Source organism: Haloplanus aerogenes (assembly GCF_003856835.1).
Lineage (GTDB): Archaea > Halobacteriota > Halobacteria > Halobacteriales > Haloferacaceae > Haloplanus > Haloplanus aerogenes.
Genome location: NZ_CP034145.1, coordinates 1,548,367 through 1,563,187, shown reverse-complemented (window position 1 = coordinate 1,563,187; position 14,821 = coordinate 1,548,367). Strand labels below are relative to the sequence as shown.

General features: G+C 62.9%; 18 protein-coding genes. 3 read left to right on the top strand and 15 right to left on the bottom strand.

Annotated elements, in window-relative coordinates; all coding sequences use genetic code 11:
* Positions 1-63 precede the first annotated feature (63 nt).
* The 13 genes from DU502_RS07950 to DU502_RS07890 form a co-directional block, all read right to left on the bottom strand.
* Positions 64-933: a CheF family chemotaxis protein gene (locus DU502_RS07950; RefSeq protein ID WP_121918855.1), complete on the bottom strand. Its 870-nt coding sequence runs from the start codon at positions 931-933 to the stop codon at positions 64-66.
* Positions 926-2,671, bottom strand: a complete 1,746-nt coding sequence (gene flaJ / locus DU502_RS07945) for an archaellar assembly protein FlaJ (protein ID WP_121918854.1) — start codon at positions 2,669-2,671, stop codon at positions 926-928. The genes DU502_RS07950 and flaJ overlap by 8 nt, the downstream gene beginning before the upstream one ends.
* A complete protein-coding gene (locus tag DU502_RS07940; protein WP_121918853.1) occupies positions 2,671-4,344 on the bottom strand; it encodes a type II/IV secretion system ATPase subunit in 1,674 nt (557 codons plus the stop codon). Before DU502_RS07940 ends, flaJ begins: the two co-directional genes overlap by 1 nt.
* On the bottom strand, positions 4,344-5,102 hold the full coding sequence (locus DU502_RS07935; protein ID WP_121918852.1) for an ATPase domain-containing protein: 759 nt from the start codon (positions 5,100-5,102) through the stop codon (positions 4,344-4,346). The genes DU502_RS07940 and DU502_RS07935 overlap by 1 nt, the downstream gene beginning before the upstream one ends.
* On the bottom strand, positions 5,099-5,548 hold the full coding sequence (locus DU502_RS07930; RefSeq protein ID WP_121918851.1) for a flagellar protein G: 450 nt from the start codon (positions 5,546-5,548) through the stop codon (positions 5,099-5,101). The genes DU502_RS07935 and DU502_RS07930 overlap by 4 nt, the downstream gene beginning before the upstream one ends.
* Positions 5,549-5,989, bottom strand: coding sequence for a fla cluster protein FlaF (locus DU502_RS07925; RefSeq protein WP_394338912.1), 441 nt, complete (start codon positions 5,987-5,989; stop codon positions 5,549-5,551).
* Positions 5,970-7,421 (bottom strand): FlaD/FlaE family flagellar protein, encoded by a 1,452-nt coding sequence (locus DU502_RS07920; protein ID WP_121918849.1) that lies wholly within the window; start codon positions 7,419-7,421, stop codon positions 5,970-5,972. Before DU502_RS07920 ends, DU502_RS07925 begins: the two co-directional genes overlap by 20 nt.
* 155 nt (positions 7,422-7,576) lie before the next feature.
* Positions 7,577-8,077 carry a chemotaxis protein CheD gene (locus DU502_RS07915; protein WP_121918848.1) on the bottom strand — a complete coding sequence of 167 codons (501 nt, stop codon included), beginning with the start codon at positions 8,075-8,077 and terminating at the stop codon, positions 7,577-7,579.
* A gap of 1 nt (position 8,078) precedes the next feature.
* Complete coding sequence (locus DU502_RS07910; RefSeq protein WP_121918847.1) at positions 8,079-9,305, bottom strand: chemotaxis protein CheC; 1,227 nt, start codon at positions 9,303-9,305, stop codon at positions 8,079-8,081.
* 2 nt (positions 9,306-9,307) lie between these two features.
* Positions 9,308-9,667, bottom strand: a complete 360-nt coding sequence (gene cheY / locus DU502_RS07905) for a chemotaxis protein CheY (protein WP_049936755.1) — start codon at positions 9,665-9,667, stop codon at positions 9,308-9,310.
* 126 nt (positions 9,668-9,793) lie between these two features.
* Positions 9,794-10,387 (bottom strand): DUF7500 family protein, encoded by a 594-nt coding sequence (locus DU502_RS07900; protein WP_121918846.1) that lies wholly within the window; start codon positions 10,385-10,387, stop codon positions 9,794-9,796.
* A 67-nt stretch (positions 10,388-10,454) separates the two neighbouring features.
* The gene (locus DU502_RS07895; protein ID WP_394338911.1) at positions 10,455-11,090 is read right to left on the bottom strand and encodes a flagellin; all 636 of its coding nucleotides are present in this window, start codon (positions 11,088-11,090) and stop codon (positions 10,455-10,457) included.
* A 212-nt stretch (positions 11,091-11,302) separates the two neighbouring features.
* Positions 11,303-11,584 (bottom strand): DUF7521 family protein, encoded by a 282-nt coding sequence (locus tag DU502_RS07890; RefSeq protein ID WP_121918844.1) that lies wholly within the window; start codon positions 11,582-11,584, stop codon positions 11,303-11,305.
* A gap of 167 nt (positions 11,585-11,751) precedes the next feature.
* Between DU502_RS07890 and DU502_RS07885 the strand changes: the two genes are divergently transcribed.
* Positions 11,752-12,087 carry a winged helix-turn-helix domain-containing protein gene (locus DU502_RS07885; RefSeq protein WP_121918843.1) on the top strand — a complete coding sequence of 112 codons (336 nt, stop codon included), beginning with the start codon at positions 11,752-11,754 and terminating at the stop codon, positions 12,085-12,087.
* A 57-nt stretch (positions 12,088-12,144) separates the two neighbouring features.
* On the opposite strand, the gene DU502_RS07880 is transcribed toward DU502_RS07885, so the two are convergent.
* Complete coding sequence (locus tag DU502_RS07880; RefSeq protein ID WP_121918842.1) at positions 12,145-12,879, bottom strand: RAD55 family ATPase; 735 nt, start codon at positions 12,877-12,879, stop codon at positions 12,145-12,147.
* Positions 12,880-13,041: 162 nt separating this feature from the next.
* On the opposite strand from DU502_RS07880, the gene DU502_RS07875 reads away from it, so the two are divergent.
* Positions 13,042-13,746: an RAD55 family ATPase gene (locus DU502_RS07875; RefSeq protein ID WP_121918841.1), complete on the top strand. Its 705-nt coding sequence runs from the start codon at positions 13,042-13,044 to the stop codon at positions 13,744-13,746.
* On the top strand, positions 13,747-14,145 hold the full coding sequence (locus tag DU502_RS07870) for a hypothetical protein (RefSeq protein ID WP_121918840.1): 399 nt from the start codon (positions 13,747-13,749) through the stop codon (positions 14,143-14,145).
* A 6-nt stretch (positions 14,146-14,151) separates the two neighbouring features.
* On the opposite strand, the gene DU502_RS07865 is transcribed toward DU502_RS07870, so the two are convergent.
* The gene (locus tag DU502_RS07865; protein ID WP_121918839.1) at positions 14,152-14,799 is read right to left on the bottom strand and encodes a chemotaxis protein CheW; all 648 of its coding nucleotides are present in this window, start codon (positions 14,797-14,799) and stop codon (positions 14,152-14,154) included.
* Positions 14,800-14,821 lie beyond the last annotated feature (22 nt).

Sequence of the window (14,821 nt, the reverse complement as noted above, 5' to 3'; positions counted from 1 at the left end):
TAGCGGACACTGCCGGCGTATAATCGTATCGCTCGCCACCGACAGCCCGTGCGATCGGAGTCGTCACGAGTTGATCTCTTCGAGACGGCTGTTGACGACGACCCGGCCTTTGGGCGTCAGCGCCGTCCCCTCGTCGCCGTCGACGACGAGCCCTTTCTCGCGGAGGCCGTTCAGGACCATCGTCGTTCGACTGGCGTCGGCGGCGACGACTTCGAGCGGATCGACGCCCTCGCCGGCGGAGTAGATGGCCACGAGCACCTGCACTTCCTCGTCGGAGAGGGAGATGTCCTGCAGGTCCTCGACGATGTCGCTGTACTCCAGGCGGAAGTAGCGACCGAGGAGGTTCATCACCCGTTCGGAGGGAAGGGCGACGACCGAGACGAGTGCGGTGGTTCCCGGGACGTGCCGGACGGACAGCGCGGGGCGGCTCTCGCCGCCGAGCGTCCGCGTCTCCTTCTCGAAATCCGTCACGGTCGCCAGATCGATGGCGAAGTCCACGTCGGGACCGGAGAAGGCGAGGGCGCCGTCGTCGACGGTGAGTTTGGCCTTCTGGACGGCGGAGTCGACGACCCGTCCCCCACGCCGTGCGGGGTGTTCGACCGTCACCGTGCGGCCGTTCAGGTGGGCCTTGAACAGGATCGTCGCGAACTTGTCGACCGTGTCGCTCTCGGCCTCGACGACGGCCATGCGACGCCCCTCGTCGCCACGGTAAGCGATGGTGACGGAGTCGTTGAAGAACCCGCGCATCTCTGGCGGGACGTGCCCGACGGCGATGTCGAACATCGACGACGTCGGGACGGTTATCTTGTGGTCGTCGCCGACGAGGACGAGCCGCTTCGGGCTCATGATGATACGCCCGCGGACCGGATCCTCGCGGCTCATGTCGGTCATGAAGAAGCGACCGACGAAGTCCGCGATGACGCGTTCAGACATTCAGCAACCCTCCCACGACGGACATGGTCAGGACGGCGACGACACAGCCGATCCACGTCAGCATCACGAAATGGAGGAGTGCGTTGGCCTTGTGGCCGCCGTCGACGGTGCGGATGATGAGTGACGAGAGGACGGCGTTGATCATCACCACACCGAGGAGGAGAAACTGGATGAATGGAAGGTCGTACACCTCGGTGTGGATGAGTTTGCCCACGTTCATCTGGGAACTCGTGCCGAGGTCGAGCGACATCTCCGCGAGGATGTCGACGATCTTGAAGCCGATGAAGAAGGCGAAGGAGGAGGCCGCTGTGATCCCGTACAGCAGGCCGATCATCGTGACCGTCGCCTGCTCGCGTTGCTGTCTGAGCTGGTTGACGTGATTCATATTCTGGCTGATGAGTTCGCCCAGTTGTTTGGGCTCGCCCCCCATCTGTCTGCCGACGAGATACATCTCGCTGAACTTCTGGATGAGATACGAACGCGTGTTGGCCGTGAAATACTGCCAGGCACGGTCCGGTTCGAGCCGCATGTTCAGGCGTTTGAACAGGTCGTCCACGTCGTCGGTGAGTGGACCGAAGTCCTTCTTCCGGAGCGTCTTGAGCACGGCCGTGGTCGTGGACTGTTTCGCCGTCTCGCTCGCACCGAGCGCCCGGATGAAACTCGGGAACTCGTCGTCGCGGGCCTTGATGCGCTCCTCCTCTACTCGAAACACGATGCCCGGAATCGCAAGCGGCGTGACGGGGATGGCCAGATAGATTGGTCGGGGAAGCGACGAGACGGGGAGCAGGTCGGTCAGGCCGGGCCCGATGCCGAACAGGTCGCCGGCGACGAGGATGATCAGGACGACCGAGAGCACGCCACCGGCGACGAGGCTGCCGATCATCGACCACTCACCCTCCGGGCGCACGTCGTCCGGGTAGTACCAGAGCGGGTCGTACGGCGACATCGTCCGGATGATGAGGAAAAAGCCGGTCTGGACGAAGCCGTAGAGGACGATGACGGCGCCGACGGTCATGCTCGGGTTCGTCCCCGTCAGGATGGGGAGAACGATGGCGAACACCAGCGCGAACGTCATCGACAGCACCATCGACAGGTAGAGGTCTTTCATGACTTCGAGATTGTCGAGGGTGCTCTCGTACATCGTCACGTAGTTCTGTATCATCACCTGCTGTTCGCTGAGGAGGAACTCGCTGAGTTCCTGCCCGGCGTTGACGGTGTAGGCGAGGCGGTCGAAGAAGTCCGAGAGGGGTTCACTCGGAATGCGGCGGGCGCGCCGACGGCAGGCGTCGTCGAGGCTCTGATTCCACGTGTCGACGAGCTGGACGACGCGGTTGATCTCGGCGGAGAGCGCGCCGTACTCTTTCTCTTCCCCGAGTTTGCGGAACACCTCCATGCGGTCGATGTTCGTCGTCGACAGCACCGTCATGTGGGTCATCATGAGGTGGTACTGGTTCTCCATCTCGACGCGCTCCTGACTCACGAGGAGCTTGGGATACGCGATGGCCGCGAAGAGGACGAGCCCGCCCAGCAACGGGATGGGGAGGCGAACGGAGAGCGGCAGGTCGACGAAAACCGCGACAGCGACGGTCCCGGCGAAGAACACGAGCGACGGGAGGACGATGAGGAAGATGTACCGCGACATCTCCATGTCCATGCGCTCGTACGCGTCGACGATGGACGCGAGCGTCTCCGAGGCGGTGATGTCGTTTCCGCTCTCTGCGGCAGGTTCGGACGCCATTATTTGTGGATGTCGAAGGGAAGGCCCTCGACGCCGTCCCGCTGGAACGACTTGATGGCCTCGTTGACCTCGTGGTACCCGAGGATGTTCTCCTCGATCATGCGCTCGACGAGTCGGGCGCGGAAGTCGAGGTCGTCGTAGATGTCGCGCGTGTCGGCGTAACCGAGGAGGGTCGCGATCTGTTCTTCGAGGACGTAGGAGTTGTTCATCCCCTGGAAGACGATCTCGTCCTCGACGGGGTCCCAACTGAACACCTGCCGGGTGACGACACCGTCCATCTCCTTCGAGTAGCCCTCGATCTCCTGGACGCTGGTCACCCGACGGAGGACGTCGTCTCCCTGTTTCACCCGGTTCTGGAACAGTGCCACGTCGGCGTTGTCCATGAACGTCTCGGGGACGTTGATCGGGTCGCCGGTGAACCGCTGGATCATCGAGACGATGTCGCTGGCGTGGAAGGTGAGCATCACCGGGTGACCGGTCTGGGCTGCCTGGAAGGCCATCCGACCCTCCTCGCCACGAACCTCACCCACGATGATGTAGTCGGGGCGCGACCGCAGGGCTGCGGCGACGAGGTCGAACATGTCCACGTCCGAATCCTCCTCGGCGCCACCCTCGCGGGTGAGCAACTGCTGCCACGTATCGTGGGGCGGGAGCACCTCGGCGGTGTCCTCCGCGGTGTAGATCTTCGAGTCCCGCGGGATGAACGACATGATGGAGTTGAGTGTCGTCGTCTTCCCGGACGCCGTCTCGCCGACGACGAACACCGTCTGTTCGTTCTCCAGACAGAGCCAGAGGTAGGCGACGAGTTCGGGCGAGAGCGTCCCCCACTTGGTGATCTGGTTGATCGAGAGCGGCGTCTCGTCGCCCTGCCGGATGGTGAGGCTCGGCCCCTGCACGCTCACGTCGTCGGAGTAGATGACGTTGAGACGGGAGCCGTCCGGGAGCGTGGAGTCCACGATGGGGTTGGAGTCGGAGACGGGGTCGCCGATGCGCTCGCCCATGCTCCGAATCCACGAGTCGAACTGTTCGGGCGTCCCGAAGTCGACGGTCGTCTCGATCAGGCCGTAGGTGCCGTGGTCGACGTAGCACTGGTGGGGGCCGATGACGTGAATGTCCTCGTTGGCCGGGTCGCGCATGACGGGTTCGAGCGGTCCGAGCCCGACGATGTCGCGATTGAGCCGGTAGCGGATGTTCTCGTAAGTCTGCTCGCTGACACGGATATTGCCGAGACCGAGGAAATCGAGGAGCCGGTCGATCCAGTAGCGCAGGCCGCTCCGGTCCCGTTCGATGGTCGTCGTCTCCTCGAGGAGTTCCTCGATGCGGTCGTCGTACTCCGACTCCTCTTCGGGGACGGCCTTGCTGACGCTTCGGTCGAGCAGTTCGTCCCGGATCTTCGAGAACAGGCTCTGCTCGTCGCCCGAGAGCGACGGCTCGATGGCGTAGTACTTCATATCCTGCCCGAGGTCGCCGTAGATGTGACAGTAGATCGGGCCGCCGATGGGGTAGAGGACGTTCGGTCGGCTCGTTTCGTACTCGCTCGTGGGTTCGTCGATGAGCATGGGGAACTCGCCGGTGATCTGCTTGAACTTCTTGAGATGATCGCGGAGATGTGGCCGGTTGGCCGCGATCTGCTTGAGTTCGTCCGAGGGGGTGGCGGTTCCGAGTTCTGTCATTATGCGACACTACGACTTTCGATGACGATCCCCGTCCCCGAACGGACGGAGTAGCCGATGGTGTCTCCGACCTGCTGTCCCATGCCCGCGAACCGCTTGACCGAAATCTGGCGGCGCACGTCGTTGCCGACTTCGACCATCTCGAGTTCGAGGAACACGTCGGCGATGGAGCGGAAGGGGCCGATGGCCTCCTCGTCGACCGTCGAGGGGTCGACGGTCAAGACGATGATCTTGCCCTGCGAGATCACGTCGCGGAAGAAGCCGATGATCTCGAGGGCGGCCTGTCGCTCCTCGTTCTGGCGGACCAGCGCCTCGAACTTCGGGTCGTTGCGGAGGATGGCGTCGAACGTGTCGATCACGATCACCTCCGAGTTCCACATCACGTCCGCGTTCATCAGGCGCTTGAGGAGTTCCTTGCGTTCGCCCTCCCCCTCGTCCGAGAGTGCCCCACCGGTGTCGAAGTCGGCGTGGAGGAACAGAACGTTCTCGTCTAGCAGATGGTCGACCATGTCGTACGACAGCGAGTGCATCTGGTCGATGAACCCACGGGTCGTCAACTCCGTCGAGAGGTACGTGACGGTGTGGCCCTCCTCGCAGAAGCCGTAGGTGAACCGCTGGGACATGGCGCTCTTGCCCGCCCCGTAATCGCCCTCGGCGAGGACGATACTCCCGCGGGGAACGCCGCCACCGAGTTCCTTGTTGAGACGGTCGTGATCTTTCAGTCCGAGCGACAGCAAGTTGGATCCAGCCTGACTCATGTTCGGAATCTGAACACCTCCTCGTCACCGTTCACGATGAGTTTCGCGCGGTGGTCACCGCCGGCCGACAGGTCGGTGTTGCTGATCACGATACGGACGACGTTGTTCGGCCGCCACTGCTCGCCGTCGACGACGGTGACCGTGACGTTCGTCCGATACTGTCCGTCGAGTAAGATTTCGATGAACCGCGAGTCCGCTGGAATCGTCGACGTGCCGGTGTTTTTCACCAGCAGCGTCACCGTCTTCGAGGAGTTGTTGTAGACGGGACTGCCGGAGTCGCTGATCACCTCGATGTCGGTCCGTACCTCGTCGGCGACTTCGAGGCTCTGATCGTCGATGCCCTGGCTGAGCCGCGAGACGCCCTGTGTGAACGTCCCGGCGACACCCGCGGCGATGACCAGACTCGCGATGAACAGGATCAGATGTGAGGCCGAGACGCTCGCCATTCAGAGCACCTCCGTGACGGCCACGCCGGGGCCGGAGACGATTTTGACGCGGTTCGGCTGCGTCGAGGTCGACACTTCGAGGTGGAGGCGCTCGCCGGGGAGCCACAGGTCGGTCGAGTTGTCGCCAGCGACACGCCGCACTGCGTAGTCGTCGCGGTAGGTGTTGTCCACTAGGAGATCCGTCGCGTTGACCGAGAGGGTGGTCGTCCCCTCGTTGACCACGTCGACGACGAGCGTGTCGTTGCTGGCGTCGTACGTGGCGTTCGCGACGGAGAGCGCGGTGTTCTGGCGTTCGAGCGCCTCCTCGTCGACCGCCGAGTTGGCGTCCGAGACGCGTTCGAACCCGTTGGCCGACGCCGTGTACGCCGTCGAGAAGGCGAGGAAGATGCCGACGAAGACGATGGCCGCCGATCCGCTGACGCTAAAGCCCAAAGGGAACACCTCCGCCGCCGCTCCAGCACTCGAAGACGACCGAATCGGCGGTGGATCCGGTCAGTCGGCTGATGTAGCGGAGGCTGGCGACGTGGTGGTCGATGGTGAGCGTCGACGGGGCACCGGTCACCTCCCGATCCGCGTCGAGCTCACCGAAGCCCACCAGGAAGTCGCGGAGTTCGTCCGCGGCTTCCTCGCCGACCCACTGGATGCGACGGTAGAACTCGACCGCGCGGGCCGCGTCCTCCACGTCGCCCTGTTCGACGAGGTATTCGAGCCACTCCATGACGAGCAGGTCACCCACGTAGCCGGACGGAACCGTCTCGAGGTAGGGTTTCGTCGTCGTCGCACCCGAGCCCTGCATCAGCGTGTTGGCGGCGAACTGCAGGTCGCCGGCGCCGGTTTCGTCCGTGTCTGGCGTGGGCTGTGCGGCCGACCCGTCGGCCACGGCCTCCGGTTCGGGTTCCGGTTCTGGTTCCGGTTCGGGGGTTGGATCGGGATCGGGATCGGGATCGGGATCGGCAGCGCCCACACCACCAGCCTCGTCGTCGTCGCCCATCCCGTCCAGGTCGTCGTCCATCCCGAAGTCACTGCCGTCGTCGTCCATGCCGTCGAACGCATCGTCCATCCCGCCGAAGTCGTCGTCCATCCCGAAGTCACTGCCGTCGTCGTCCATGCCGTCGAGAGCATCGTCCATCCCGTCGTCGGCTAGCTCGTCGTCGAGCGCGTCGCCGTTGGTGGCGTCACCGGAGTCGTCGTCCTCCTCTGCCCACTCGGCGTCGCCGCTCTCGTACTCGTTTTTCAGTTCCTCGAACGATTTGCCGGAGTCGTCGGAGTCGTCGGAATCATCGGCCATGGTATCCTCGGTAGTCGAAACGCTGGCGCTGGGTTCGTCGAAGTCGCCGAAGTCGTCGTCCTCGTCGCCGTCGTCCAGGAAGTCGTCGTCGAAGAAGTCCTCGGCCTCGGCGCCGGCGATGTCGTCGTCCAGATCGTCGTCCTCCTCCTCGTCGCCGCTGTCGTCGAACAGGCCGAGGCCGCCGCCGCCGTCGAAGCCGCCGCCCCCGGCCTGCACGTCGTCGACGAAAGGGTTGACGCCGCGGGTGACCATCTCGTAGATGTCGAGCAGTTTGCGGACGTTCTCCTCGACGTCCTCGACGGTGTTGCTGATCTCCTCGTTCTCGCTTCGGATCGTACTCACCGTCGAAGAGAGGCTGGCGACCTCGTTTTCGAGTTCGTCGATCCGTCCTTCGAGTTCGGCGGTCGCGGCACTACCGTCGTCGCCGTCGTCGAATCCGAGGCCGTCGTCCCCGAAGTCGTCGCCGCCGAAGTCGTCGAGGTCGTCGTCGCCGTCCTCGAAGAACATGTCGTCGTCGCCACCGGAGCCGCCGCTCCCGCCGTCATCGTCGTCGTCACCACCGAGGAAGCGCTCTAGGAGTTCCATCCGGTCCCTCCCGTCGACCGACGTCCCGTCGAACCCATTCTATCGTGTTTCTGATGGACCTCCCGTACTTTAATCGTTGTCCTTCAGTTATCAATTTTGATACTTGTATGACGGCCGTCTGACGCCTAACACGGCCGTTTACGGGCAAATCGGGGTCACAATCGTCGTTCGTCCCCGGCGGACTTGATCAGGAGCGCGCCCGTGTCGCCGTGAAAGCGGATCGAGCGGCCCGCATTGCCACCAACGTCCTCGGCGTCGATAGGGACGCCCCGTCGATCAAGCATCGTCCGGGCCACCGCGACGTTGCGCTCGCCGATCGGTTCGTCCTGACTGTCGAACTCGAACATGGCGCTCCCGCCGGCCAGTTTCGCCCTGACGTCGTCGACGGCGGCGCCCTCGGCACACATCGTCTGCAACACGGCGTCGATACCCGTGTCGGCGTACTTCGCGGCGTTCGGTGCATCGTCGGGCGCGGTCGGCAGCATGACGTGGATGAGTCCAGCGACCCCTGCCCGGTCGTCGTGGAGGCAGACGCCGAGACACGAGCCGAGGCCGCTGGTCGTCAGGATGGCCCCGTTGGTCGTCACCGCGAAATCGGCGATCCCGACCCGCTGACGCGTCCGCGCAGACGCCGGCTTCTCGCCGTACGTCTTCATGTTAGAAGAGCGATTCTCGGTTCGCTTCGAGTTGATCGCTCCGCTCGACCAGCAGGGAGTCGAGCGCTTGCTTGAGTTTCTGCTCGTCGGGGATCGCGTAGATCTCGCAGTTGAACTCACCCTCCGGCGTGACGACCGTCGAATCCATCAGGAAGGCGTACTCCTGTGACTGGCCGAGCCGTCCCGCGATGGGACTGAGGATGGCCGTCCCGAGATCGTGGACCAGTTCGGGCGGGGTGTGGTCGATGCTCGTCTGCAGCACGTTCGCCCACCCGTCGATGAACCCGCTGGTCATGATGTTGCCCATCTCCTGAATCGCGCTTTCACCCATGTCGCCGAGAGGGTCGTCGAGTTCCATCGGCACCGTCGCGTCGACGATGGTCCGCGCGGACGGCTCGTCGAACAGGATGGCGAGGTAGCCGCCCGGCGTCCCCTTGAACTCCATGACGGTCCCGAGATACACCTCGTCCCGGGCTGTGTTCGGCACGTCCTCGATGGGGACGAAACTGAGTCGGCTCACGTCCACGTCAGTCTCGATGCCCGTCATCGACGAGACGTTCTCGGCGGCGCGTTCGGCGCCCTGTCGAGTCATCTCGTCGAAGACGGTCAACTTGTCCATCGGGATGGCGTCCTCGTGGTCGTCGCTGGCTTCCAGCATCTCCGAGAAGGCGCCGTACTCCGGCAGCATGTAGATGTAGGCGTCGATCTGTTCGTCGACCGCCGTCATCTGGCTCTCGAAGACGAAGACGTGGTCCTCCTCGGCGCGTTCCAGCGCACCGTTGGGGAGTACGTCGGTCCCGTCGCGTTCGACGTACGTCGGCGGTGTCATGTCGACGCTCGTGGCCAGATAGTCGGCCCAGCCGTCGACGAACCCGCCCATCATGATGTTGCCGATCTCCTTGACGCCACTCCGGGCCATCTCGTCGAACGAGTCGTCGTCGCCGGCGGTCGCGCCAGGGACGAGGACGTCGACGATGCTCGCGGCGCTACTGCGGTCGAACGCCAGCGCCGTCTCGCCCGACAACCCGCCGCCGAGACCGATCTGGATGCCGACGAACTCCGTCCCGCCGAACACGTCCTCCACGTCGCGTTTCGACATCAGCGTGACGTTGGTCACGTCGACGTACGTCTCGATGCCCGTCATCTGCGTCAGCGACGCTGCGGCGTGTTCCGCCCCCTCCTGTGCGAGGCGGTTGTAGGTGCCGAGCGACTGGATATCGACCCGCATTGTCAGGCCACGACGTCGTCGATGGCTTCGAGCACGTTCGGTTTCTGGAACGGTTTCGTGATGTAGCCGTCCGCACCGGCTTTCACGGCGTTTTTCATCTTTTCCTCCTGCCCAACGCTGGTACACATGATGACGTTCGCGTCGGGGTCGCTGCCAGTGATCTCGCTCGTCGCTTCGATCCCGTCACGGATCGGCATCACGATGTCCATCATCACCAGGTCTGGATCGTGTTCCCGGTAGAGTTCGACGGCTTCGACGCCGTTTTCGGCTTCCCCGACGATCTCGAAGTTCTCTTCGAGAATCTCGCGCAAGAGGTTGCGCATGAAATCCGAGTCGTCGACGAGTAGTACTTGCGGTGGCATCTGTGGCGAAGATTCGCGACTCAATAAATAAAGACTCGGGCGCGATTCTCAACGTTGATACGGATGCGGGCAGGCGGTCAGGCCAGCCGTGAGAGACTGCCGATGTTGGCGGGTCGACCGGCAGCCTCAATCCTCGGCCAGTTCGACGGCCTGTTCGTCGGAGACGGCCTCGAGGAGATCACCGATAGAGTCGTCACGGTCGAGATCGTACCGCTTGAGCAAGCCGGCGAGCGTCCGAACCGGGTAGCGAACGGAGACGCTCGACTCGGCGAGCAGGATGCCGAGGACATCTTCGACCGGCGTCCCGCCGCCGACGTGCTGGGCGTACCAGATCAGCAGCGACTCGAAGCTGGTAACCACGTCGTTCGAGACGACCTGGTGGCGGCTAACGCCATCGTCGAACTTCGCCGTGGCGTGGAACCCGTACTGAGCGTCGATCTCTCGAAAGTGGTCTTCGAGCCAGGCGTTGACATCCATCTCGGAGATCTGCGGTTCGTCATCCTCGGCGTCGGCATCATCGGATACTGGGTCGAGAGCGTCGCGGGCCTCGCGGGCCTGCTCTCGCGCCTCGGTGGCCTCGTCGCTCGTCGAGCCACCGGTCGAGACGACGTATCGGCCGTCGTCGAGTTCGGAGACGTTGTCGTGTCTGGTGAGGTCTAACTCCTCCTCGGTGAGAACCTTGCCGCGTTCCGAGACGGAGTCGTCTGAGTCGGATGGCATGCGCTAGGCAGTGTTTCCACTTTCGCGGGTGAAAACATAAAGATTCGGTGGAGTCGGGTGGTCGAATTTAGAGTTCGACCGACTGCTCGCCGGAGAGCGACTGTGGCACCTGAATTCGGATGATGCTCGTGGCACCGCTCTCGGTGTTGATGCGGAGCGTCGCCGTCTCGCCGGAGTACAGCGGTCCGTTGGTGAACGCGTCCTTTTGCGCGAGCGCGGTCATGTTGATCGTCACGACCAGCCGGTCGGTGCGGCTGTTCAGGATCAGTCCCGATCCACGGCTTTCGTCAAGCGAGTTGTCGTTGTCCTGGAGCGCTCGCGTCCGATCGTCCGGACCGGTCGCGCCGGTTCGGTTGATCGCGGTGCCGTTGGTGAACGCGAAGCGATCGGTGCCGTTCGGCGCGATCAGTTCGAACGTCGTCGCGCTCATGTTGATGTCGCTCGCGCCCGGCGACTTCTGGACGACCAGCGACACCTCGTTGACCGCCAGCGACGTGTTGTCCATGGAGGCGTTCGCCTGGCTCTCGGTCAGCGTGATGTCGCTCGAGCTGTTGTAGTACGAGACGTTGCCGGTTTTGGAGACCGGTTCGAGCCGATCAGTTACCTGCGCGCTGCTCTGTTGACCCGTCTGTTCTGACTGCGTTTGGAGGAAGCCGGCCGTATTGATGAGAACGCCAGCCGCGATCGCCGCGACCAGGACCATCGCGATGAACACGATGAGCGTCCCAATACCGACCTGACCCCTGTCAGTTCGTTCTTCGAACATCGTTGATTGTACAACCCGGGGTCGTGGTGCCCGCGGGCTCTGCTCGTATCGTTCTCGAAAACAGTAATAAAGCTACGTACCAAAATATCACTCGTGAAAATTCAGGTTTCAGGCCGTCGAAACCCCCAAATTCCGCGCAACCCCGACTATCAGTCGTAGATAATGAGGCTGTAGACGACGAGGATGAAGCCGAGCGACGAGAGCCCGTTGTTGACCAAGAGGAGCGAGCGAACCCCTTCGAAGTCGGTGACGAACGCGCTGATCGCGGTCGCAATTGCGGCGGCAGCGATGAGACCGAAGCCGAGCGAGACGTGGATCATCGCACGGCGAGTTGTCTGGAGGTACGCCTTGATCGCCATGCCGACCATCGTCAATCCGGACAGGACCAAGACACCAGTCGCGGCGAGGTAGAGGTATTCGACGACGAGCATTGAGTTTCGTGAGTGAAGTTGCCGCACCGAGTTATAAATCTGATCGTGATATTCTCAGTGCTGATACCCCCGGGATCGGAGTCGTGGTTGGTGTCACGTCCGACCATGTCATGCACGCGTCCGACGGTACATTTTATGGTGTTCCCCTATATCTAAACTGATAACGAATGGACGGGATCGAGATGCTGCGGGTTCTGGGCAACGAGTACAACCCGCAAATACTGAGTTTCGCTCACGAACCGCGCTCGGCCCAGGAACTCAGCGACGAACTCGACGTACCGATCGCCACCTGTTACCGTCGGATAGAGGAACTGCAGGAGGCTAACCTGCTCGAGCACCACGATCGAGTGTTGTCCGACGAGCGGCGGCGAGTCAACGTCTACCGTCGAAACATCGAGGAGGTCGTCGTGAGTTTCAGCGAGGGGGACGTATCCGTCGAAGTCGAAGAGCGGCGGCGGATCAAGAACCGGCTCGACGAGGCCTGGCGGACGCTGTCGGAGTAGTAGCCTGTCGGACGAACCCTCGATGCAGTCGGTGAGTCCCGCGTAGCCGGCGGAACGCTATTCCCCGGGGAAGGGGTCGTCGCGACGGCCCATCATCGAGAAGCCGGCCGCGCGTTCGTGGACCGTGATCCCCCCGTCGGTGATGTCCATCGGAAAGATGTCCGTCTCGATATCCTGCTTGCGCATCTTGGCGACCCAGATGTACCGGTTGACGCCCGACTCGGTGGGTGTCTGGATGAGGTAGATGTTCCCGTCGGTGAGGAAGTTCTCCAAACCGATGTCCTGTTCCGGGAACACGGCGGACTGCTCGGCGATGAGCAGCGACGTGAGGCCGTTGGCTTTCAGGATGTCGGAGAACTTGAGGAGATAAGTCCGCTTCTCCTGTTCGTCCGCGAAGAACAGTTCGAACATCGTCAGCGAGTCGAGGACGAGCCGCTCGTACTCCATCTCCTCGAACTCGTCCAGCAACAGTTCCAGCGTGTCGTTGAAGTCGTTGTGCCGGAGAAGGCGCTGCTTGTCGTAGACGAGGATATCGTCGTTCTCGACCAGTTCGCGCCAGTTCTCGAACCCGATGGATTCGGCAGCCTGCGCGATGTCTTCCGCGTTCTCCTCGAAAGAGAGATAGATACCCTTCTCGTCGAACTCCTGTACGCCGTTGTAGATGTACTGGAGGCCGAGAATACTCTTTCCGGTCCCCGGGTTCCCGCTGATCAGTACGGTCGCGTTATCGACGATCCCGCCACCGAGGATCGAATCGAGCCCCTCGATCCCAGTTCGTGTCAACTCGGTCATTACGACACATAGTTGCGTGGACTGCCTGAAATAAATTCGCAACGCGGTGATGGCGTGCAACGGACGCCGCTCGTACTGTCGAACGTAAGTCGGCGTGCCCCGATTTTCATGCCTGAGAACCCGGGCGCAACCTATTTGATTCGGACCGCCGAGTTCCGAGCAATGAGGCTTTCCACCGGTGTGGACGGTTTCGACGAACTCGTCGACGGGGGACTCCTCCGGAATCGGTTGTACATTCTCAGCGGACCACCGGGAAGCGGGAAGACAACGTTCTCCTCGCAGTTCGTCACCGAGGGAGCCCGGGTGGGGGAGAAGTGCCTCTTTCTGAGCATGCACGAGACCGAAGCGGAGTTGACCCACGACATGAGCGCCTACGACTTCGGCTTCGAGAAGGCGGCGCAGTCGGGGAAATTCCAGTTTCGAAACGTCTTCGACTCGAACGCGAAACGACTCCTGAAAGGCCCCGGCGGCAACGACTTCTCGTCCGGCGTCAAGAACATGACGAACCGACTGGTCGGGTTCATCAACTCCCGGGAAATCGACCGCCTCGTCATCGACTCGACGATGATCCTCCAGTACTTCTACCCCGACAACCACGAGGCCTTCGTCCAGTTTCTCACCTCGCTCAAACGGGTCGACGCGACGACGCTCCTCATCTCCGAGATGACCGACCCCACGTCCTACGCCGACGAACACTACCTCGCCCACGGCGTCATCTTCATGCACAACTACATGGAGAGCGACGGCATGCACCGCGGCGTCCAGATCATCAAGATGCGCGGAACGGACATCGACAGCAACATCCACCCCGTCGAGTTCGACGACGACGGTCTGCACATCCGGCCCGAACGGAAATTAGAGGCATAGATGTACGAATCCGAGTTCGACACCGACTGGGACGACCTGGACAAGGAAGGCGCGCTCGAACGCGCGTTCGCACTCGGCGTCGCTCGGAGCCTCGGTGAACCGAATCGCGAGGAGTACGAACGAGTCCGCGAAGCCGCCGATACGACCTACGAACGGAGCCTGATCGAACTCTCCTACGAAGAAGGACGGCGCAAAGCGTCGGGCCGGACGGCCGAGGAATCGACGGCCGTCTGGGAGGAACTGGTCGTCGAGACGGCCGATCTCGAAATCAGCGATGACGACGGCGGCCCGCCATCCCGAACCGGCCGCCCGGAGATGATGTCCCGTCCCGAACCGACGGTCGTCCCCGAGGACGGCCTCGACCGCGTGCGACTGCCCGAACTGCTCCGACGACGATAAGGTCGGCTACGGTTCGTCGCCGCCGTCGGTGCGCATGAGTTCGCCCGGCTCGGTCCAGATGACGAACTCGCCGTCGTCGTCCCGCTTGACCACGCCGTTGATCCACGGTTCGTCGACTGGCGACTCCTTGACCTCCGACAGCGACACGGTCGAGACGCGACGGACGCCGTCGACGGCCCACCCGACACTCCACTCGTCGTCCATCCGCGTCGAGTCGAAGACGATGATCAGTTCGCCGTCCTCCGCGTCGTCCGCCGCCAGCGTCTCCTTCGGATCGATGACCGTCGTAATATCCCCGCGGAGGTCGATGACGCCCTCGACGAAGTCGGGCGCGTTCGGAATCCGCGTGACCGTCCCGCGCTCGACGATCTGCTCGATGAAGGTGATGTCGAGACAGTAGCGCTCGTCGGCCAGAACGAACTCCAGTACGGAGATCGTCTCGTCGTCCTCCGTCTCCGACTCGTCGTCGGCCGGGTCGTCGTCCACGGCGGCGTCGAACGGCGACGCCGCCTCGGTATCCTGAGCGTCCTCGGCAGCGGACGCGACGGACGACACGTCGGACGTGTCGATGTTCTCGAGGGTCGCAACCATCTCCTCGTCGAGGTCGGCCGCGTCGTCGGCCGCCGAATCGGGCTCCGTGGTCGGTTCGGTCATTGCGACGGGCTTTGCGCCACCC